Below are 20250 nucleotides of genomic sequence, written 5' to 3'. Positions count from 1 at the left end.
TTCTGTTTTGCTGAATAGTCGCGTTACGTATTGGGAGTGATGTATATGCTTTCCACAGGAATACCGGGGCTCGATACCATTTTGGAAGGTGGGCTAACCAAGGACCGCATTTATCTGGTGGAGGGTGAACCAGGTACTGGCAAAACCACCACCGGCCTCCAGTTTTTGTTGGAGGGCATGCGCCTGGGTGAATCGGTTCTGTACATCACCTTGGCAGAGACCCAGCAGGAGCTTGCTGCGGTTGCCTTATCCCATGGTTGGGACATAACCGGCCTGCATATCCACGAAGTGCTGCCGGCGGAAGATATGCTGAACTCGGATACGCAATACACGATGTTCCACCCCTCGGAGGTGGAGTTGTCCGATATGTTGAAAACGATCTTGACCGCAGTGGAGGAGAAAAAGCCTGTCCGCATCGTGCTGGATTCATTGTCCGAATTGCAACTTTTGGCGGAGTCCCCATTGCGCTACCGGCGGCAAGTTCTAGCGCTCAAACAGTTTTTTGCAAGGCGCCAGTGCACCGTGCTTTTGCTGGACGATCGCACCTCTTCACTGGGTGATTTGCAGGTCCGCAGCATTGCCCATGGGGTCATTCAGTTGGACCACTCCGTGAAGGACTACGGAAAAGAGCGTCGCCGGCTGCGCATCGTCAAATACCGCGGCCACAGCTTTGTCGGCGGGCTGCATGACTATGTACTGCATCGAGGTGGATTGGAAGTCCATCCGCGGTTGGTGGCTTCTGCGACACGATCGATCAATGCACGTCGGCAACTGAGCAGTGGCTTGGAAGACTTGGATCTTTTGTTGGGCGGGGGGATTGAGGACGGCACCAGCACGCTGATAGTGGGCCCTCCTGGTACCGGAAAGTCTTCGCTGGCGGCGCAGTTCGTGTCAGCGGCCCACTCGCGCGGTGAAAAGACTTCGATGTTCCTGTTCGAGGAATCTGCCAGCAACCTGCTGCACCGTGCCGATGGACTCAATATGACGCTGCGCAGTGCCATAGCCACCGGCCAGTTAACCATACAGCAGGTAGATCCTGCGGAACTAACGCCGGGGCAGTTCTCCGCGGCCATTGTGGCAGCGGTGCAGCGTGGTACCCGCGTGGTCGTGATTGACAGCTTGAACGGTTATTTACAGGCGGTGCCGGATGAGCGATTCCTGGTCACACATCTACATGAAATTTTGACGTATCTGGGACAGAACAAAGTGGCCACCATTTTGGTGGGTGTGCAGCAAGGCATGCTGGGAAGCACCATGTCTACGGCCTTGGATGCCAGCTACGTTGCGGACAACGTTTTGATGCTGCGCTATTTTGAAGACGACGGAGAAATCAAGCAGGCCGTATCGGTATTCAAGAAGCGCGGCAGCACCCATGAACGCACGATCCGGGCCTTTTCCATGTCCGAAGAGGGCATCAAGGTGGGCAAGGTTTTGCGAGGCTACCGCGGCATCCTCACCGGCGTGCCAGTGTCTCTGACGGAACACAAGGCACCGGCAGCGGCGCCCTGATGGAACTCGGTGTACTCATCTACTTGCCCACGGGGCAAGACGCGTTTTTGACGCAAAAACTCCTCGACGCTGCACAGATCAAAGTCCGCATCTGCAGATGCCCCCTAGAGTTGGAGACCCGCCTGAGCGAGGGGGTTGGCGCCTTGCTATTGGCGGAAGAGGTCTTGGGCGGCACCATAGGTTTGCTGCGCCAATTCATCGCGCAGCAGGACGCATGGTCGGACTTACCCGTGTTATTACTGACAAAGAACGGCATGGACTCTTTGGAAATACAGAGTGCTGTGGAGCATTTGGGAAATGTCACGCTGTTGGAGAGGCCGGTTCGAACAATGGCGCTCCTGAGCTTTGTCAAATCGGCACTCCGGGCACGCGAGCGCCAGTACCAGGTCCGGGCTTTCAACCAGCGCAAAGACGAGTTTCTGGCTACGCTGGCGCACGAATTGCGCAATCCTTTGGCGCCGATCCTCAACGCCGCGGGTATTTTCGAGCGCCTGTATCCCTCCGCCCAGACCACCAAACTGGTGGACATGGTCAACCGGCAGATTAAACACCTGACGCGGCTGGTCGACGACCTGATGGAAGTGGCCCGCATCAACACGGGGAAGATTGAGCTGCAGCCTGCGAAAACCTCGGTGGCGCAAGTGGTCAGCCATGCACTTGAAATCGCCGATGCTTCGCTGCGCGAACGGCGGCACCAGGTGGAGGTGCTACTGCCGCAGCAAGACATTCCGCTGTGCGCAGACCAAGTGCGCCTGGTTCAAAGTCTGGCAAACATCATTGTCAATGCCGCCAAATTTACCCCGACGGAAGGCAAGATTTCGGTCAAAGCCGAGGTCGATGCCGTCTCTGTGTTCTTTCGGGTGAAAGACAGCGGCAAAGGCCTCAGCAAAAAAGGCCTGGCAAGCATATTCCACATGTTTGCCCAGGAACGGGCCGCGGGTGAGCCCTCGACTGGCTTGGGGATCGGGCTCCACCTGGCGAAGGTGTTCGCCGAGATGCACGGCGGCACCATTTCTGCGAGCAGCCCCGGGCTGGGACTGGGCAGCGAGTTCACCATCCAGGTGCCCGTCACGCCGCAGGGGCATCCGCTGTCATCGCAGGTGGCGCAGACCGCACCCTCTGCCCAAAACTTGCCTCGACATGTATTGGTCGTGGACGATAACCAAGATGCTGCCGACAGCCTCGCCGAGTTTCTTGCACTACAAGGGATAGAAGTCTCCGTTGTCTACGATGGCTATTCGGCCGTGGAATCGGTTTGCCAGCGTTTACCGAACGCAGTCGTGATGGATATTGGGATGCCCGGGATGAATGGCTATGACACAGCCCGTGAAATCAGGCGCCTGCTACCGGGTAAGCAACCCTTATTGATCGCATTGACTGGATGGGGGCAGCATGCGGACCGTAGCTTGGCAAGGGATGCGGGGTTCGACTTTCATTTTGTGAAACCAGTCAATGTTCCGCGGCTACTGGCTTGCCTTGGTGACCAATCAGATGCCATTAGCAAATAGAGTGCCCATCACTTTGCTATAAATAAAGTAGCTGCTAGCGTATGCTTAATAAGCGCTGGTTGCCTGTTGCATATAAATGAAAAACCGTAACCAGGCAGACTGTTCCCACAGTTCCTCCGCCATGGCTTCCATGCCAAGATAGGTCCCATGAAATCCCTGCTGCCGCTGTTCCGTATCGTCCATGGGCTGATCGCCCTGCTGTTTGCCTGCGCTGCGCTCATGCTGATCGCCATTGCTGCACGCATGGGTTGGCTGGCGTTTGCCAGCGGCTGGGATGCGGTGGCGGCGCAGGCCATCATTGAGGCGATCGGGCTGCTGGCGGCGGCCGTGGTGGCCTTGCAGATTGCCGAAACCATCACCGAAGAAGAAGTTATCCGCGATGCCGACATCAGTGCGCCGACTCGGGCGCGGCGCTTTCTGTCGCGCTTCTTCGTGGTGGTGATCGTCGCCCTGGCTATCGAAGGTCTGGTGGCCACGTTCAAGGCGCTGCACGAAGACCTTACGCAGCTACCCTATGCCGCCAGCGCACTCGTGGCTACCGCCTTGCTGCTAGCCGCCTGGGGCGTGTTCGTGCACCTGAACCGTTCTGCCGAGGAACTGGAGCCTGAGGCTATGGAAGACGCCAAGCGCGAAGACAAAAAATTGCAATAACCGGGATCGCCGTGTGCGAACCAATCGAAGAACCTTTGTCGGTTCGCACGATAAGTGAAAAATTCTTTGGACGACAGAGTTAGGTCGTTGTCGCTCCTGTACGTATCGCAGGCTAACTGACGATCTGCCCTGCAATGAACGCTCTGCGGCGTTGCAAATCCTCGCTATAGCTATAGCTGTGTCTGCGGTTTGCGCCTTGTATCCCATTCCGATCCAGTGCGCGCAGCCTTATTCAGCGTCGCCTTTTTTCTTCCGTCGGCTGGGGCGTGCAGACCGCGCCTGCGGAGCCCTGAGGCGCTGGCTTTCCTGGTCCAGCCACAGCAGGGTTTCGGCATGCGACAAAAATCTGCGCAGGTACTCGGGCGACAGCTCGCGCATCGTGGCCAGGGAGCGCAGCACCAGCATGTGGGAATTCAAGGGCCCCGCGTTTTCCGGGCCCCGTTTGAGCGACTGCTCCACCTGGTCCACAACAGCAAACTTGGACCAGACTTCCCGGAAGCCTTGCACACTCTTCAGCTCGGGCCGCCCGCCCCAGCCAACGGGAGGCCCGTTGACTGCCGCATCTGCCTGCGTGGCTGTGCGGATGTAGGCGTTCAACGCAGCCAGTGGCGAGGTGGGCGGGGGGATGGATTCGGACTGACTTGTGCGGGGTCTACGTCCGCCACGCTCGGCATAGGCGGCCAGCGCAGTTTGCAGCTTGCCATCCACGATGCGCCGTACGGGCTCGGGTGCAGCCTGCAAACGCTGTTGCAGGGCTTCCAGGTAGCGAAAGCGCACAGGGTCCCAATGTTGCGCGCCTGCGCTGCGCAAGGACGCCAGCACAGCCGCTGCATCGAAAGCCTCTGGCGGCATCATAGTGTCGGTGGCTTCTCGGCTGTTGAGCGCGGCACTGGCGCCATTTCCACTCGGCGGTTCTGTGCGCGGCCTTTATCGTCATCGTTCGACGCCACGGGTTGCTCGGCACCAAACGCGGCCGCAAACACCCGCGACGAGGGCATGCCGGATTCGATCAGCGCGCGCGATACCGTGAGCGCACGTTGGGCCGACAGCTCCAGGTTGTCGGTGAAATGCTGGTTGCGGTCGATGATGGGCTGGTTGTCGGTAAAGCCGCTGACCATCAGCATGTCGTCCCGCGCACCCAGGTAGACCTGCAGCGGCGGCACCAGGCTTTTCAGCAATTGCCGCCCTTCGGGACGCAACTGGTCCGAGTTCACCGGGAACAGCACGTTGCCGCTGATGCCGATGCGGCCGTTGTTCAAGGTCACGCGGCCTGTGGCCAAGGGCACGGCCAGGGCCTTTTCCAGGGCCATGCGGCGCTGCTCTTCGCTCTGGCGCTTGGCTACTTCGGCCTGCAGATTGGTGACCAGGTCCATCTGCACCACCAGCACACCGACCAGCACCAGCACAAAAGCCCCTAGCAGGCCCGACATCAGGTCGCCGAACACCGCCCAGACGGGCGCGGTCTGTTCGACTCCGTCGTCCCAGTCTTCCGCGCCGCTCATCCCGCAACCCCTTCCGCGCTGCGCAGGCGGCGCATGTCTTCCACCACCGTTTGCTGTGCTGCGATGCTGAGGTCAATCACCTCGCGCGCCTGGGCCACGTAGTAGGCGAGCTGTTCGTCGCTGCGTGTCGCCGACTGCTGGATGGCGCCCTCTACGCGCTGCAGGCTGTCCGCCAGTTTTTCATTCGATGTACTGAACAACTGCACACCGTGGCCAAAGGCTTCGCCCAGGCTGGCCAATTCCACGGCACTGCCGGTGACCTGCGCCGCCACCTGTGCGGTCTGGCTGGTGTGCGCCTCCACCGCTTGGGCAAACTGGCCGCCCGCAGAGTCCAACACGCTGGCGGCGGATGCCACCAGCGACTCGATGGCGGTGCGCTGATCGCCAGCCGCCTGGTTCAGCGTCTGTAGCAGTGTGTCGAGTTGCGCCACCAGCTGGGTGCGTTCTGCAAACGCCTGGTTGTCCCGTTCGCTGAATCCGGCCATTTGTTTGCGCAGCTGGGCAATCACTTCTGCTGCAGCCTGGGGCGCCTCGGCTGCCGTGGCCATCAGGCGCGCCATGGGCTCTTCCAGGGCCGTGCCCAAGGTCGCCAAATGGGTCACCACGGCCGACTGCAATTGCGCCAGCCGGTCCACTGCGGCCTGGCCACGGGTGGATTCTTCGGCGCGCAATGCTGCCAGCTCGGTGCGCCAGAGGCTGGCCAATTGGTCCAGGCGCTCGCCCTGCTGCTGCGTCCAGCGGCCTTCTGCCTCGGTATGGCTGGCCAGCAAAGCTTCAGACCGGTCCACCAGATCGGCCACCTGTGCCAGGGTTGTTTCGGCGCGTTGGCTGGTGTGTGCCACCATTTCGCTTGCGGTCTTCTCCAGTGTTTGGCATACCGCCTGTTGCTGGGACAGCGCCTGCTCGCCCATGGCGCGCCATTCGCCCTGCAGCGTGTGGGTGGTGGACTGCAATGCCTGCGTCCAGCCCTGCAGATGCAGCTGATCGGCGGCCGTTTGTTCCTCGCGGGACTGGGTTGCAGCCGCCTGTACCGAAGCCAGCAGTGTGCTGGAGCGTTGTTCGAAGGTATCGGCAAAGCCTTGCAGCGCGGTGTGCGAGAGCTTGGCCAATTGCGCCAGGCGCTCGCTCTGGTCCTGTGTCCAGCGGGCCTCTGCGGCGGTATGCGCGGCCAACAACGCTTCAGACCGCGCCACCAGATCAGCCACCTGTGTCAGGGTGGTTTCGGCGCGTTGGCTGGTGTGCTCCACCATCGCGCCAGCGGTCTTCTCCAGCGTTTGGCACACGGCCTGTTGCTGGGCCAGGGCCTGTTCTCCCATGGCACGCCATTCGCCCTGCAGCGTGTGGGTGGTGGACTGCAATGCCTGCGTCCAGCCTTGCAGGTGCAGTTGGTCCGCGGCCGCTTGCGCGTCCCGGGACTGGGCTGCAGCCGTTTGTACCGAAGCCAGCAGCGTGCTGGAGCGCTGCTCAAACGTATCGGCAAAGCCTTGCAGGGCCGCGTCAAATCGTGCCGCCTGGGCCTCGCTGCTGCGCACATGGTTGTGTTGCGCGGCGGCCCAGCCATCGGCTGTGCGTACGGCCGCTGCGTCCCAGCTCTGGGCCAGGCCATGCAGCTGGCTTTGCGTGGCGTCAAAGACACGTTGGTGCAGCCGCGTGGATTCCTGCGCCATTTCGGCCATCGCCGCCTGGACCACGGGTTGGATGCTGTCGCCTGCCGCGCGTGCCGCGGCGGCCAGGCTGGCCTGCAGCGATGCGCTGACGGAGCTGGCCAATTCGCCATACGCCCCCGACACCTCGCGGTGAAACTGCGCCTGCTGCCCCTGCAACTGCTCGCTCAACTGCTGGCTGCGGCGCTCCATGCCGTCCATCATGGTCTGCAGGCGCGCGGCCACCTCGGGCAGCGCATGGGCCTGCAATTGCACGGCCTTGAAGGCGTCATGGCGCTGTTGCGCCATGGAGAAGGGCCGTAAGGCGGTGGCAATGCGTGCATCCAGCAGACGCACCACGTCCAGCCGCTCGCGCCGGGCCATGGCCGACAGCAGCCCCAAGACGGCCGACGCCGCTACCCCGGCGACCGAGGAGCCAAACGACAGACCTAGGCCCTTGATGGGCGCCGCCAGGGCGGAGCGGATGGCATGCAGATCGGTGGAGCCCTCCAGCGCAAATACCGCGCCCTTGAAGGTCACCACCATGCCCAGGAAGGTGCCCAGCATGCCCAGCATCACCAACAAGCCCACCAGATAGGGCGTCAACGCCAAGCCAGGCAGAGCGCTGCGCTCGCCCTCGACACGCATGCGCACGGGGTTGCGCAATAGTGCTGGCACCCGCTCCAGCCAGGTGGGCAAGTCAGCGGGCGGCTGCGCCAGCTCGGCCAGCGCAGTGGCCAGCGATGCCGTGTCGGCCCTGAAGCGTCGCAGCTCCAACGCCCCCAGCAGGTACACCCCGGCTATCACCGCGGTCACGGCCAGCGCCAGCGCGCTCGTGCCCACAAATCCATAGCCTACCCAGGCCACGCCCAGCAGACCGATGGCGAAGATGGCGGCGAAAACAAACCTATTCATACTGCGTTCTCAACTTTTTCAATATTCTTGTGCGGCACCGCAGTGGGCGCACGCTCAAGCGCGGTTTCCCGCTGGAATGCCTCTACCAGGCCCATGACAGGCTCCAGCCGTAGGTCCAGCTCGGCCAACATGACGGCCTGCTGTTCCTTGTCAAACCGGTCCAGCCATCCGCCAGGTTGGTGCCACAGGGCGGGCGCCAACCTGGCGGATGGCTGCGACGGGTCTGTGCGCAATTGTTCAAACCGGTGCTTCAGCAGCGTTGGGATGGTGGCCAGTAACTTCTGCTCGCGTGCTGCCAGCATTTGTTCCCACACGGCGTCCAGCGCCGCCAGTTGCCGCAAGCTGGGCGACACCGCTGAAATTGCCTCGCGCACATTCACGCGCAAGGGAGGGAGCATCAAATCCATCTGGCGCTGCAGGTCCAGATGGCGCTGGCGGAATACCGCGTAGTCAGCCACCGTTTCTTCGGGCTCGGCCGGTATTGGCACCGGCATGGGCTCGGGGTTGCGACCCCGCCGCCGGCTGGCACCCGCATCGGCCACCGCCACCGGCTTGGTGGTGATGGCGTGGGCCAGGACCTGGCGCACCTGCTGCACCTGTGCGGCGACATCCACACCGCGCCCCACCTGCGCCGGCTTGCCTGCGGGCAGAGGGGCTGCACGCATGGTGTGTATCGCCTGCAGCGCGCTGCGCAGCGTCACCGCGTCGAACACGCCCAGCAGCACGCTCAGCTGCTCGGCAGAGTCCACGCTGGCGCCAGCCTTGCCGACGGAGGCCGGGTCACCAAGCAGGCGAACAAGTTTGGAACTGCTGAAGTTCGTGCGCAAAAAGATTCCTTTGCCCCCAGGAGGTAGTGGCAATCGGGCTCAATGTGGCTATATGGGTGCTGCAGCCGTGTGTACACGGTGCCTGCGAATATCCATTAACGATGAGCCAGTGGGCGTGGGCAGGGTGGACTTGCCGCAGCTCCATGGTGAAAACACTTGCGCGTAGCGCTTGCAGCGCCACCGCGTCGCGCAACAGATCAAACGTCGATATTCCCCGCCCGCAGCGCATTGGTCTCGATGAATTCCCGGCGCGGCTCCACTTCGTCGCCCATCAGCATGGTGAACACGCGGTCGGCTTCGATGGCGTCGTCGATTTGCACGCGCAGCAGGCGGCGCACGGTGGGATCCATGGTGGTTTCCCAGAGTTGGGCGGGGTTCATTTCGCCCAAGCCTTTGTAGCGCTGGCGGCTGGTGGCGTGTTCGGCTTGGGCGATCAGCCAGGCCATGGCCTGGCGGAAGTCGGTGACTTTTTCTTCCTTCTGGCGTTCGCCTTCGCCGCGCTGCACTTTGGCGCCTTCGGACAGCAGGCCGCGGAAGGTGTTGGCGGCTTCGGCCAGGGCTGCGTAGTCGGCGCCGTGCACGAAGTCCTGGGTGAGCACGCTGCTCTTGATGTTGCCGTGGTGGCGGCGGCTGATGCGCAGGATGGGCTTGTCGGTGCGCACATCGAATTCACCCGCCACTTCGGCACCGCTGCCTAGTTCCAGCAGGCGCGTCTGCAGCGCCGTCGCGGAGGCTTCGGCGTCGACCACGGTGTCGAGGTTCAGGGCTACGCCGTCGGCGATGGCGCGCAGGGCTTCGGCATCCATGAAGTTCTGCAGGCGGGCGATGACGGCCTCGGCCAGCTGGTGCTTGCGCGCCAGTTCGGCTAGCGTGTCGCCGCTGAGGGTGGTGCCGTTGTCGCCACCGGTGTAGACCGCGGCGTGGACCAGGGCGATGCGCAGCAGGAAGCCGTCGAGCGCGCTGGCGTCCTTCAGGTACAGCTCTTCCTTGCCGGCCTTGACCTTGTACAGCGGCGGCTGGGCGATGTAGATGTGGCCGCGTTCGACCAGCTCGGGCATCTGGCGGTAGAAGAAGGTCAGCAGCAGGGTGCGGATGTGGGCGCCGTCCACGTCGGCGTCGGTCATGATGATGATGCGGTGGTAGCGCAGCTTGGCGACGTTGAAGTCGTCGTTGCCGGTGGTGCCGCCGGCCTTGCCGATGCCGGTGCCGAGCGCGGTGATCAGCGTCAGGATTTCGTTGCTGGTCAGCAGCTTTTCGTAGCGGGCTTTTTCGACGTTCAGAATCTTGCCGCGCAGCGGCAGGATGGCCTGGAATTTACGGTCGCGGCCCTGCTTGGCGGAGCCGCCGGCGGAGTCACCCTCGACGATGTAGATCTCGCACATGGCCGGGTCTTTTTCCTGGCAGTCGGCCAGCTTGCCGGGCAGGCCCATGCCGTCGAGCACGCCTTTGCGGCGGGTCATGTCGCGGGCCTTGCGCGCGGCTTCGCGGGCGCGGGCGGCTTCGATGATCTTGCCGACGATGATCTTGGCATCGGCCGGGCGTTCCTGCAGGTAGTCGTAGAGCAGCTTGCTGACGATGTCTTCCACCGGGCCGCGCACTTCGCTGGAGACCAGCTTGTCCTTGGTCTGGCTGCTGAACTTGGGCTCGGGCACCTTGACGGACAGCACGCAGGTCAGGCCTTCGCGCATGTCGTCGCCGGTGACTTCAACCTTGGCTTTTTTGGCGACTTCGGTGTCGTCGATGTACTTGTTGATGATGCGCGTCATGGCGGCGCGCAGGCCGGTCAGGTGGGTACCGCCATCCCGCTGCGGGATGTTGTTAGTGAAGCACAGCACCTGCTCGTTGTAGCCGCTGTTCCACTGCATCGCCACTTCGACGCCGATGTTGGTGTTCTGGTCGCTCTGGCGGTCGCCCATGGCGTGGAAGATGTTGGGGTTCAACACCGTCTTGCCCTTGTTGATGAAGTTCACAAAGCCTTTGACGCCGCCGGCACCCGAGAAGTCGTCTTCCTTGCCGCTGCGCTCGTCCTTCAGGCGGATCTTCACGCCGTTGTTCAGGAAGCTGAGTTCGCGCAGGCGCTTGCTCAGGATTTCGTAGTGGAAGTCGTTGTTCTCTTTGAAGATCTCGGTGTCGGGCAGGAAGTGCACCTCGGTGCCGCGCTTCTCGGTGTCGCCGATCACGTGCATGGGCGAGACTTCAACGCCGTCCACGGTGTCCAGCAGGCGGTTTTGCACAAAGCCCTTGCTGAACTCCATCACATGGATCTTGCCGTCGCGGCGGATGGTCAGGCGCAGCATTTTGGACAGCGCATTCACGCAGCTCACGCCCACGCCGTGCAGGCCGCCCGAAACCTTGTAGCTGTTCTGGTTGAACTTGCCGCCGGCGTGCAGCTCGGTCAGGGCGATTTCTGCGGCCGAGCGTTTGGGCTCGTGCTTGTCGTCCATCTTGATGCCGGTGGGGATGCCGCGGCCGTTGTCGACCACGCTGATCGAGTTGTCGGAGTGGATGGTGACCAGGATGTCGTCGCAATGGCCGGCCAGCGACTCGTCGATGGAGTTGTCCACCACCTCGAACACCAGATGGTGCAGGCCCGTGCCGTCGGACGTATCACCGATGTACATGCCCGGGCGCTTGCGCACCGCCTCCAGGCCTTCCAGGATCTGGATCGAACCTTCGCCGTAGGCTTCGGTGGCGCCGGCCTGGTTGGTGTCGATCGTTGGCTGAAAGTTGGAGCTATCTGCGCTGTCGCCGGTGTTCACCGCTTCCATGGATTCGGCATCGGTGGGGACAGGAGGGGCGGACTTGTGTTCTTCGGTCATGGCATACGGTGCTTGTCTGGAGCCAGGCTCCAGAGGCTGCATAATTTATAAGGTAAATCTGCCTTTTGCGCAGATAGGTTATGCGTGGGTAGCTACTATTTTTATAGTGTTAAATACGCATCGGCATGACCACGTATTTGAAGGTCTCGTTCTCGGGGATGGTCAGCAGCGCCGAGCTGTTGCCGTCGCTGAGCGAGATGGTCACCATGTCTTGCTGCATATTCGCCAAGGCATCGATCAGATAGGTCACGTTGAAGCCGATCTCGATGGTGTCGCCGCCGTAATCGACGTCGAGTTCGTCCACGGCTTCTTCCTGTTCGGCATTGTTCGAGGCCACGCGCAGGCTGCCAGGCTCGACGTTCAGGCGCACGCCCTTGAACTTGTCGCTGGTCAGGATGGCGGTGCGCTGCAGGCTGGACAAGAACGCCTGGCGGCCCAGGGTGATGTGGTTCTGCTGGTTCTTCGGGATCACGCGGTTGTAATCGGGGAACTTGCCCTCGACCAACTTGGTGACGAATTCCATGCCGTCGAAGCTGAACTTGGCCTGGTTGTTGGCAAATTGCATCTCGATCGCGCCTTCGGCGTCGCTCAGCAGGCGCTGCATTTCCAGCACCGTCTTGCGTGGCAGGATCACTTCTTGTTTGGGCACTTCCACGTCCAGCGCGGCCGAGGCAAACGCCAGGCGGTGGCCATCGGTGGACACCAGGCTCAGCTGCGTGCCTTCGGCGACGAACAGAATGCCGTTCAGGTAGTAGCGGATGTCATGCACGGCCATGGCGAACGACACCTGGCTGAGCAAAGCTTTCAACACTTTTTGCGGCACGCTGAAGGCCGGGCCAAAGTTGGCGGCTTCCTGCACCAGCGGGAAGTCTTCGGCCGGTAGGGTTTGCAAGGTGAACTTGCTCTTGCCGCCTTTGAGGATCAGCTTGTTCTGGCTGGACTCCAGGCTCACGGTCTGGTCGGACGGCATGGTGCGCAGGATGTCGATCAGTTTGCGGGCACCCACGGTGGTGCTGAAGTCGCCGGCATCGCCATCCAGCTCGGCGCTGGTACGGATCTGGATTTCCAGGTCGCTGGTGGTCAGCTGTACCGTGGCACCGGTTTTGCGCAGCATCACATTGGCCAGAATCGGCAAAGTATGGCGCCGTTCGACGATACCCGCCACCGACTGCAGAACCGCGAGCACCTTGCTTTGTGTTGCCTTCAAAACGATCATGTCAACCCCATGTTTATATAAATGAGCCTTGCGAGAAACCAGCGCGTCGGTTTCGACCAACACGTGATTTTCCCTGTTTTTACCTGCACTTTTGGCTAGCCTTTAAGGGTTTGCTCCAGCACGTGCAATTGCTGGTTCAGCTCGGTGAGCTGTTGGCGTTCGCCGCCAATCTTGCGCACGGCATGCAATACCGTCGTATGGTCGCGGCCGCCGAACAGTTCGCCGATCTCAGGCAGGCTTTTTTGCGTCAACTCCTTGGCCAGGTACATCGCAATCTGGCGCGGCCGTGCAATCGAGGCCGGACGCTTCTTGGAGTACATGTCGGCGACCTTGATCTTGTAGTAGTCGGCCACGGTCTTCTGGATGTTTTCCACCGAAATCTGCCGATTCTGGATGGACAACAGGTCGCGCAGGGCTTCGCGTGCCAGCTGGATCGACATTTCCTTTTGGTTGAAGCGTGAATAGGCCAGGCATTTGCGCAGCGCACCTTCGAGCTCGCGCACGTTGGAACGCACGTTCTTGGCGACGAAAAACGCCACTTCCTCGGGCATTTCGGTGCCCTCGGCGCGCGATTTGTTGATCAGAATCGCGACCCGCATCTCCAGCTCGGGCGGCTCTATGGCCACCGTCAGGCCCGAATCGAAGCGTGATACCAGGCGCTCGTGGATGTCGGCCAGACCCTTGGGATAGGTGTCGCTGGTCATCACGATGTGCGATTTTTTGGTCAGCAAGGCTTCGAAGGCGTTGAAGAACTCTTCCTGCGTACGGTCCTTGTTGGCGAAGAACTGCACGTCGTCAATCAGCAACAGATCCAGGGAGTGGTAACGCTCCTTGAATTCATCAAAAGTCTTGCGCTGGTAAGCCTTAACCACATCCGAAACGAATTGCTCCGCATGGATGTAGAGAACTTTGGCATCGGGGCGGTCGGCCAGCAGGCGGTTGCCCACGGCGTGCATCAAATGCGTCTTGCCCAGGCCCACGCCACCATAGATGAACAGCGGGTTGTACAACTGGCCGGGCGTACCGGAAACATGCATGGCGGCGGCCCGTGCCATGCGGTTTGCCGTGCCTTCGACCAGGGTGTCAAAGGTCAGCGCGGTATTCAGGCGGTTTTTAAACTGGGCCAGAGCCGGGTCTTCGCCCACCGGCGCAGCCTCGGGGATCGGGCCTACGCCTTGCGAGACCAATGCAGTTGCGTGTGTGCGTACCTGTGCTTCCCGCGGAGTGAGGACTAACTCGAGTGGGATGGTCTGGCCATACAGCTTCTCCAGCAGAACGCCGATGCGGCCCACGTACTGCGCGCGAATCCAATCCAGCTTGAAGCGGTTGGCGACAAACAAGGTTACTTTGGAAAAGTCATCGTGCACCTGGGCCACCAGGGGCTTGATCCAGGTATTGAACTGCTGCTCTGGCAGTTCCTGGGCCAACTGTTCTACGCAGGCTTGCCAGAGGCTGTGGCCGGCGCCGGTGTTGGCTGGGGTTCCCTCGGTCATTATGGAGGCTTCTACTTCTGTGGATAAATTAGGGATCGGCGAACCGACCATTGTAATTTATCCCGCCCTTATCCACAATTTGGCGGCGATGGCTTGTGCGCCGACCAGGCCCGCACTTTAACGCTGTGCGCCTTGCCAGTGTTCGAATTATTTGCCATAATGCCGGGTTTCCCTGACTAAATTCATCTCGCCAGCTTTTCGGGCTACACGCTACGGAAGCGGGAAAAGGTGGGTTGCTTGGCTCGGCGTAGTACGGTTAGTACTGCGGCAGTCATGATTTCAGGGCCAATCTAGGGGCTTTATTTAAGCTGAGGCCCTCATTTTTCGGCAATTGTCCCTGGGGTTCGCTTGGGGGGTCGCTGAACCGAACTCTTCTAGGATGTCATCATGAAACGCACTTACCAACCGTCGAAAATCAAGCGTGCCCGCACCCATGGTTTCATGGTCCGCATGAAAACCCGCGGCGGCCGTGCTGTCATCAACGCACGCCGCGCCAAAGGCCGCAAGCGTCTGGCTGTCTAAGTCCGCGCCTCGGTTGGCGCGCATCCCCGCTCCCGATTTCTTGTTGTGACTTCGGCCCATCCTCTGCCGTGCAGCGACTAAAAACGCGCGCGCAGTTCCAGGCCGTGCTGGCAGGTCATACGGTTGCACGTACGGCGCACTTTGCGTTGCACCGCGCAGCGCTAGATGTGTGTGCTGTGCCGACCCCAGCTGCTGCCAAGCCAATGCCATCTTCCACAGGGCCCGAGTCCACGCGACCGCAGGCCCTGTTTGGCGTAGAGGGCGTCTGGCTGGGTGCCATGGTGCCCAAGCGTTGGGCCAAACGGGCGGTGACGCGCAACACCATCAAGCGCCAGATCTACCAAGTGAGCCAGGCTTTTGAACCCCGCTTTCCGCAGGCCGCCCATGTGGTGCGCCTGCGCAGCGTGTTCGACCGCAAGCTGTTCATCAGCGCCACCTCCGACCAGCTCAAGCAGGCTGTCCGCTCCGAGCTGGAACAGTTGTTTGGCCGGGCTGTCACCGGGGTGACATCGGCATGATGCAAGCTCTGTTGGTGGGCGTGGTGCGCGGCTACCGTCTGCTGTTGAGCCCGTGGTTGGGCTCGGCCTGCCGCTTCGAGCCGACTTGCTCGGTATACGCGCTGCAGGCCTTGGAGCGCCACGGTGCTGCCGGCGGCTCTTACTTAACATTGCGTCGGCTGGCGCGTTGCCAGCCCTGGTGTGACGGTGGGCACGACCCATTGCCGCAAGACAGTCCCCGGCTTTTCGGCCATCTGCTTTCCTCTTCTTCACATAAGTAGCCCTCTTCATGAACGATATCCGCCGAACCATCCTGTGGGTGATTTTTGGTTTTTCTATGGTGTTGCTATGGGACAAGTGGCAGGTATTTAGCGGCCATAAAGCCACTTTCTTCCCTATGCCCTCCCAGCAGGCGGCGGTGGTGGCCAAGCCCAGCGCCGATCCGGCCAGCGTTCCTGTGCCCGTAGCGGCTGTCGCGCCTGGGGCCGGCGTTGCCCAAGTGCCTGCGAGCCCTGCCGCTCCGGCAGCTGCCCGTGAACGTCTGGAAGTCAGCACCGATGTGCTGAAGCTGACCTTCGACACCGAAGGCGGCTCCCTGGTGCGCAGCGAGTTGCTCAAACAGGTGGACATGGCCGACAAGTCGCGTAACTTTGTCTTGCTGGACGACAGCAAGGAACGTGTCTACATGGCCCAGACCGGCTTGATCGCCGGAGCCGGCGCAACGGGAGCGGCCTTGCCCAGCCACAAGACGCTGATGAGCGTGGTGCCTGGCGAACGCAGCCTGAAAGACGGCGCCAACGAGCTGGTCGTGCGCTTCGAGTCGCCCGATGTCGGCGGCGTGAAGCTGGTCAAGACCTACACCCTGGCGCGTGGCGCCTATGTGATGAATGTCAAGCACGAGGCGGTGAACACCGGTGCCGCCGCGGTATCGCCCCAGCTGTACCTGCAACTGGTGCGCGATGGCAACAAGCCGCCAGGCGAGTCCTCGTTCTACTCCACCTTCACCGGTCCGTCCGTCTACACCGAAGCCAAGAAGTACCAGAAGGTCGAATTCAAGGCCATCGAAGAGAACAAGGTCGAGATTGAGAAACATGCGACCAACGGCTACGTGGCCATGGTCCAGCATTACTTTGCCAGCGCCTGGCTGCTGGGTGACGGCATCCAGCGCGACCTGTTCATGCGCAAGGTCGACACCAATCTGTATGCCGTGGGCATGATCACTCCGCTGGACAGCATTGCACCCGGTGCCAGCAAGTCGGTGGAGGCGCGCATGTTTGTGGGCCCGCAGCTGGAAAAGACCTTGGAAGCCACGGCCACCGGCCTGGAGCTGGTCAAGGACTACGGCTGGGTGACGATTCTGGCCAAGCCGCTGTACTGGCTGCTCGACAAGCTGCACGGCGTGATCCAGAACTGGGGCTGGTCGATTGTGGCTCTGGTGCTGCTACTGAAGATCGCCTTCTACTGGCTGAATGCCAAGGCCTACGCCAGCATGGCCAAGATGAAGGCCATCAACCCCCGCATCACCGAGATGCGCGAGCGCCTGAAAGACAAGCCGCAAGAAATGCAGCAGGCGATGATGAAGATCTACCGCGAAGAGAAGATCAACCCGATGGGCGGCTGCTTCCCCATCATGATCCAGATTCCGGTGTTCATTGCCCTGTACTGGGTGCTGCTGTCCAGCGTAGAAATGCGCAACGCACCCTGGGCGCTGTGGATCCACGACCTGTCTTCGCCCGATCCGTTCTATATCTTGCCCGTCGTCATGGCTTTGACCACCATGCTGCAGACTTCGCTGAACCCCGCGCCGCCGGACCCACTGCAAGCCAAGATGATGTGGTTCATGCCGCTGGCGTTCTCGGTGATGTTCTTCTTCTTCCCGGCCGGTCTGGTGATGTACTGGATTACCAACAATGCCTTGTCGATTGCCCAGCAATGGCTGATCAACACCCGCATGGGCGTGCCACCCAAGTTCCATCTGCCCAAGTTCTAAGGGCGGAGCGGGTGCCCAGCGCCCGTGTTGAAATCCAAAGGCCGCTTCAACCTGCTGGGTTGAACGGCCTTTTTTCTTGAAAGTGCCAGTTATGCAAGCCCGCAATGCAGATCCGATTGCCGCCATCGCCACCGCCCCTGGCCGGGGTGGGGTAGGCATCGTCCGGGTCAGCGGCAAACATATCGCCGCCGTCATCGAAGCCTTGTGCGGCCGCCCGCTAAAAGCGCGCGAGGCGACCTATCTGCCGTTCCGCGATGCCGGCGGCACCGCCATAGACCACGGCCTGGCCCTGCACTTCCCGGCCCCGCATTCCTATACCGGTGAAGACGTGCTGGAGTTGCAGGCCCATGGCGGGCCGGTGGTGCTGCAGCTGCTGCTGGCGCGCTGCCTGGAGGCGGGCGCGGAGATTGGCTTGCGCCTGGCCCAGCCGGGCGAGTTCACCCAGCGCGCGTTCCTGAACGACAAGATCGACCTGGCCCAGGCCGAGGCGATTGCCGACCTGATCGACGCCAGTACCGAGGCCGCGGCCCGCAGCGCGGCCCGGTCCTTGTCGGGCGAGTTCTCGCAGGAGATCCACGCCTTGCGCGACGGCCTGGTGCATCTGCGCATGCTGGTCGAGGCCACGCTGGACTTTCCTGAAGAAGAAATCGACTTCTTGCGCAAGGCAGATGCGCACGGGCAGCTATCAAAATTACAGCAAAACCTGCAAATAGTAATGCAGCGCACGCGCCAGGGCGCGCTCTTGCGTGAGGGTATCAAGGTGGTGATCGCCGGTCAGCCGAATGCGGGCAAGTCCTCGCTGCTGAACGCCCTGGCCGGGGCCGAGCTGGCCATCGTCACCCCGATTGCCGGCACCACGCGCGACAAGGTGGCGCAAACCATACAGATCGAGGGCGTGCCCATCCATGTGATCGATACCGCAGGCCTGCGCAGCAGCGAGGATGCGATCGAAGCCATAGGCATCGAGCGCGCCTGGGCCGAGATCGAGACCGCCGATGCCGTGCTGTTCCTGCACGACCTGACCCGCGCCGCTCTGCCTGATTACCAGGCCGCAGATACGGCGATTGCGGCCGAGCTGCTGCAAAAGCTGCCACCGAGGGTGCCGGTGATCGACGTTTGGAACAAGCTGGACTCCATGCCCCAGGCGCAGCCCGGTGTACTGGCTTTATCGGCCAAAACCGGTGCCGGCCTGCATGCTTTGCGCCACAAGCTGCTGGAGGTCGCGGGTTGGCAGGCTTCGCCCGAAGGGGTGTTTATTGCCCGGGCCCGCCATGTGCAGGCCTTGCAGCGCGTGGATGCGCATGTGGCTTTGGCCGTAGCCCATCTCGCGGCGCAGGCCCAGTTTTTGGACTTGCTGGCAGAAGAGCTGCGCTTGGCCCAGAATGCCCTGAACGAGATCACCGGGGCCTTTAGTGCCGACGACCTGCTGGGCGTGATTTTCTCCAGCTTTTGTATCGGTAAGTAAGTGCCGCCGCAGCCGCGGAGTGGTGAATACAATTAACCGCGTTAACCCGCATAGCAGCGCCCTCTTTGCCATGAATGCATTTTTGTCCGCGAACGATACGCCCAAGCTGCAAAGCCTTGTGGATGCCATCGCGGTGAACAAGGCCAAAGATGGCTTGCCGCTGAATCTGGCGTCTGCACAGTGGGAGCTGCTGGCCAACTACCTGCTGCCGGTGACCTTGGCGCAGGGCGATGTGCTGTTCCGGCAGGGCGTGAGCGACCGGACCTTGTATTTCGTCGCCAGCGGCAGCCTGAGTGTGCATTTCGAAGATGCCGACAAGCGCATCCGGCTGGCGATCGTGGGCGCGGGCAGTGTGGTGGGTGAGGGTAGTTTTTTTACCGGCTTGCCGCGCAGTGCCACCGTGCAGGCCGGCAGCGCCTGTGTTTTATGGGGCTTGCTGCCAATGCGGTTTACCGAATTGACCCACCGCAAGCCCGAACTGGCTTTGTCCATTTCCATGGCGGCCGGGGCCGTGGTGGCCAAGCGTTTGCTGCACAGCAGAAACCGTGCTGCGGTGACATGAGAATGCAGATATGAAGGAAAGCGAAACATGTCTTGGTTGAATTGGTTTTCCCGTAAATCCCCGCCGGCACCGGCTGCGCCCGCGTCTTCGGCCTTTCCCGATAGAACCGGCCCTGACAGCCAGCAGGATTCGCGGCTGCGGGATACCCGCATCGACCGCCGCGAGCGCTTGTACGGCGTGGTGCGGGCGTCGCTGATCGAGGCCGGTGTGCTTACCAGCAGCTACAAATTCAAAGTGCTGGCGCTGGACGACCAGGGCCAGCAGTTTTTGGTGATGGTCGATTTGGCGCCGTCGTGGACCGCTGTGGCCGACTGGCGCACCCGCATCGAGTCCAAAATCATCCATGCCGCGCAAGCCGAGCATGGTCTGGTGATCACCTCGGTGTACTGGCGCAACAACGCCGACCTGGCCGCGTCGCCAATGAGCCGGCCCGGCGTGCTGTCCAGCCCGGATGCCGCCGTATCGTCGCAGCCCGCGACCCTGGCGACGGGTGGCCGCTACGAACCGATCCAGGCGGATGAAGTGGCCGCGTTCCACCAGGCCCTGGAAGAGGCCTCCCGCATGCCTTCAGTGCCCCGCAAAATCCACTAGGGTGAACAGCGACAAGCCGCTGGCACGCAGCTTGTCGGAACCGCCCAACTCGGGCAGATCCACGATCGCAGCGCCTTCCACCACGGTGGCGCCCAGCTTCTCCAGCAGCTTCTTGCCCGCCATCATGGTGCCGCCGGTGGCGATCAGGTCGTCGATCAGCAGCACCCGGTCGCCAGGTTTGACGGCGTCGGTGTGCAGCTCGACGGTGGCGCTGCCGTATTCCAGCTCGTAGGTTTCTTCCACCGTGGTGAATGGCAGCTTGCCCTTCTTGCGGATCGGCACGAAGCCGATGTTCAGCTCGTAGGCAACTACCGCACCCAGGATGAAGCCGCGCGCGTCCAGTCCGGCCACCACGTCGGGGCGCAGCTCGGGCGCCATGTAGCGGTGCACAAAGGCGTCGATCATCACGCGGAAGACCTGGGGGTTTTGCAAGAGCGGGGTGATGTCGCGGAACTGCACGCCCGGCGCCGGCCAGTCGGGCACCGTACGCATATGGGCGGTGAGATACGCGTTGACGCTGAAGCTAGTCATGGAAATTCA

General features: G+C 61.7%; 18 protein-coding genes. 10 read left to right on the top strand and 8 right to left on the bottom strand.

What is annotated here, in order from left to right; translation table 11 throughout:
* Positions 1-45 precede the first annotated feature (45 nt).
* The 3 genes from J2X19_RS17160 to J2X19_RS17150 all read left to right on the top strand — a co-directional run bounded on the left by J2X19_RS17160 (position 46) and on the right by J2X19_RS17150 (position 3668).
* On the top strand, positions 46-1509 hold the full coding sequence (locus J2X19_RS17160) for an ATPase domain-containing protein (RefSeq protein ID WP_310375032.1): 1464 nt from the start codon (positions 46-48) through the stop codon (positions 1507-1509).
* On the top strand, positions 1509-3017 hold the full coding sequence (locus tag J2X19_RS17155) for a response regulator (protein ID WP_310375031.1): 1509 nt from the start codon (positions 1509-1511) through the stop codon (positions 3015-3017). Before J2X19_RS17160 ends, J2X19_RS17155 begins: the two co-directional genes overlap by 1 nt.
* Positions 3018-3164: 147 nt before the next feature.
* Positions 3165-3668 carry a hypothetical protein gene (locus J2X19_RS17150; protein ID WP_310375030.1) on the top strand — a complete coding sequence of 168 codons (504 nt, stop codon included), beginning with the start codon at positions 3165-3167 and terminating at the stop codon, positions 3666-3668.
* A 228-nt stretch (positions 3669-3896) separates the two neighbouring features.
* Here J2X19_RS17150 and J2X19_RS17145 read toward each other — a convergent pair whose 3' ends face one another.
* From J2X19_RS17145 to dnaA, 7 genes are all read right to left on the bottom strand, one after another.
* On the bottom strand, positions 3897-4523 hold the full coding sequence (locus tag J2X19_RS17145) for a DUF2894 domain-containing protein (protein WP_310375029.1): 627 nt from the start codon (positions 4521-4523) through the stop codon (positions 3897-3899).
* Entirely contained in the window at positions 4520-5170 is a 651-nt protein-coding gene (locus J2X19_RS17140) for an OmpA family protein (protein ID WP_310375028.1), read from the bottom strand. The genes J2X19_RS17145 and J2X19_RS17140 overlap by 4 nt, the downstream gene beginning before the upstream one ends.
* Positions 5167-7728, bottom strand: coding sequence for a DUF802 domain-containing protein (locus J2X19_RS17135; protein ID WP_310375027.1), 2562 nt, complete (start codon positions 7726-7728; stop codon positions 5167-5169). The genes J2X19_RS17140 and J2X19_RS17135 overlap by 4 nt, the downstream gene beginning before the upstream one ends.
* Positions 7725-8555 (bottom strand): DUF3348 family protein, encoded by an 831-nt coding sequence (locus J2X19_RS17130; protein ID WP_310375026.1) that lies wholly within the window; start codon positions 8553-8555, stop codon positions 7725-7727. The genes J2X19_RS17135 and J2X19_RS17130 overlap by 4 nt, the downstream gene beginning before the upstream one ends.
* A gap of 197 nt (positions 8556-8752) precedes the next feature.
* Positions 8753-11374 (bottom strand): DNA topoisomerase (ATP-hydrolyzing) subunit B, encoded by a 2622-nt coding sequence (gene gyrB / locus J2X19_RS17125; protein WP_405048679.1) that lies wholly within the window; start codon positions 11372-11374, stop codon positions 8753-8755.
* 109 nt (positions 11375-11483) lie between these two features.
* Positions 11484-12590 (bottom strand): DNA polymerase III subunit beta, encoded by a 1107-nt coding sequence (dnaN, locus tag J2X19_RS17120; protein WP_092757188.1) that lies wholly within the window; start codon positions 12588-12590, stop codon positions 11484-11486.
* Between the two features lie 95 nt (positions 12591-12685).
* Positions 12686-14083 (bottom strand): chromosomal replication initiator protein DnaA, encoded by a 1398-nt coding sequence (gene dnaA, locus J2X19_RS17115; RefSeq protein WP_310375025.1) that lies wholly within the window; start codon positions 14081-14083, stop codon positions 12686-12688.
* A 387-nt stretch (positions 14084-14470) separates the two neighbouring features.
* On the opposite strand from dnaA, the gene rpmH reads away from it, so the two are divergent.
* The 7 genes from rpmH to J2X19_RS17080 all read left to right on the top strand — a co-directional run bounded on the left by rpmH (position 14471) and on the right by J2X19_RS17080 (position 19710).
* A complete protein-coding gene (gene rpmH, locus J2X19_RS17110; protein ID WP_092757190.1) occupies positions 14471-14605 on the top strand; it encodes a 50S ribosomal protein L34 in 135 nt (44 codons plus the stop codon).
* 68 nt (positions 14606-14673) lie between these two features.
* Positions 14674-15123, top strand: a complete 450-nt coding sequence (locus J2X19_RS17105) for a ribonuclease P protein component (protein WP_310375024.1) — start codon at positions 14674-14676, stop codon at positions 15121-15123.
* The gene (gene yidD, locus J2X19_RS17100) at positions 15120-15383 is read left to right on the top strand and encodes a membrane protein insertion efficiency factor YidD (RefSeq protein ID WP_310375023.1); all 264 of its coding nucleotides are present in this window, start codon (positions 15120-15122) and stop codon (positions 15381-15383) included. Before J2X19_RS17105 ends, yidD begins: the two co-directional genes overlap by 4 nt.
* Positions 15384-15391: 8 nt before the next feature.
* Entirely contained in the window at positions 15392-17092 is a 1701-nt protein-coding gene (gene yidC, locus J2X19_RS17095; protein ID WP_310375022.1) for a membrane protein insertase YidC, read from the top strand.
* 91 nt (positions 17093-17183) lie between these two features.
* Positions 17184-18557 carry a tRNA uridine-5-carboxymethylaminomethyl(34) synthesis GTPase MnmE gene (mnmE, locus tag J2X19_RS17090; RefSeq protein ID WP_310375021.1) on the top strand — a complete coding sequence of 458 codons (1374 nt, stop codon included), beginning with the start codon at positions 17184-17186 and terminating at the stop codon, positions 18555-18557.
* 82 nt (positions 18558-18639) lie between these two features.
* Positions 18640-19119: a Crp/Fnr family transcriptional regulator gene (locus tag J2X19_RS17085; protein ID WP_405048678.1), complete on the top strand. Its 480-nt coding sequence runs from the start codon at positions 18640-18642 to the stop codon at positions 19117-19119.
* A gap of 27 nt (positions 19120-19146) precedes the next feature.
* A complete protein-coding gene (locus J2X19_RS17080) occupies positions 19147-19710 on the top strand; it encodes a hypothetical protein (RefSeq protein ID WP_310375020.1) in 564 nt (187 codons plus the stop codon).
* Here J2X19_RS17080 and J2X19_RS17075 read toward each other — a convergent pair.
* Positions 19687-20241, bottom strand: coding sequence for an adenine phosphoribosyltransferase (locus tag J2X19_RS17075; RefSeq protein WP_116607709.1), 555 nt, complete (start codon positions 20239-20241; stop codon positions 19687-19689). The genes J2X19_RS17080 and J2X19_RS17075 overlap by 24 nt on opposite strands.
* Between the last annotated feature and the right edge of the window lie 9 nt (positions 20242-20250).

The sequence above is a fragment of the Rhodoferax ferrireducens genome (genome assembly GCF_031458075.1).
Taxonomy (GTDB): domain Bacteria; phylum Pseudomonadota; class Gammaproteobacteria; order Burkholderiales; family Burkholderiaceae_C; genus Rhodoferax_B; species Rhodoferax_B ferrireducens_A.
Note: the sequence above shows the minus strand (reverse complement) of the source record. Positions and strands in the feature narration are given on the sequence as shown.

Excerpts from the sequence above, each read along its gene's own strand:
- yidD (WP_310375023.1), top strand. The coding sequence starts at position 15,120 with ATGATGCAAGCTCTGTTGGTGGGCGTGGTGCGCGGCTACCGTCTGCTG.
- J2X19_RS17075 (WP_116607709.1), bottom strand. The coding sequence starts at position 20,241 with ATGACTAGCTTCAGCGTCAACGCGTATCTCACCGCCCATATGCGTACG.
- J2X19_RS17150 (WP_310375030.1), top strand. The coding sequence starts at position 3,165 with ATGAAATCCCTGCTGCCGCTGTTCCGTATCGTCCATGGGCTGATCGCC.
- yidC (WP_310375022.1), top strand. The coding sequence starts at position 15,392 with ATGAACGATATCCGCCGAACCATCCTGTGGGTGATTTTTGGTTTTTCT.
- J2X19_RS17155 (WP_310375031.1), top strand. The coding sequence starts at position 1,509 with ATGGAACTCGGTGTACTCATCTACTTGCCCACGGGGCAAGACGCGTTT.
- dnaA (WP_310375025.1), bottom strand. The coding sequence starts at position 14,083 with ATGACCGAGGGAACCCCAGCCAACACCGGCGCCGGCCACAGCCTCTGG.
- rpmH (WP_092757190.1), top strand. The coding sequence starts at position 14,471 with ATGAAACGCACTTACCAACCGTCGAAAATCAAGCGTGCCCGCACCCAT.
- J2X19_RS17080 (WP_310375020.1), top strand. The coding sequence starts at position 19,147 with ATGTCTTGGTTGAATTGGTTTTCCCGTAAATCCCCGCCGGCACCGGCT.
- J2X19_RS17135 (WP_310375027.1), bottom strand. The coding sequence starts at position 7,728 with ATGAATAGGTTTGTTTTCGCCGCCATCTTCGCCATCGGTCTGCTGGGC.
- J2X19_RS17145 (WP_310375029.1), bottom strand. The coding sequence starts at position 4,523 with ATGATGCCGCCAGAGGCTTTCGATGCAGCGGCTGTGCTGGCGTCCTTG.
- J2X19_RS17140 (WP_310375028.1), bottom strand. The coding sequence starts at position 5,170 with ATGAGCGGCGCGGAAGACTGGGACGACGGAGTCGAACAGACCGCGCCC.
- gyrB (WP_405048679.1), bottom strand. The coding sequence starts at position 11,374 with ATGACCGAAGAACACAAGTCCGCCCCTCCTGTCCCCACCGATGCCGAA.
- dnaN (WP_092757188.1), bottom strand. The coding sequence starts at position 12,590 with ATGATCGTTTTGAAGGCAACACAAAGCAAGGTGCTCGCGGTTCTGCAG.
- mnmE (WP_310375021.1), top strand. The coding sequence starts at position 17,184 with ATGCAAGCCCGCAATGCAGATCCGATTGCCGCCATCGCCACCGCCCCT.
- J2X19_RS17160 (WP_310375032.1), top strand. The coding sequence starts at position 46 with ATGCTTTCCACAGGAATACCGGGGCTCGATACCATTTTGGAAGGTGGG.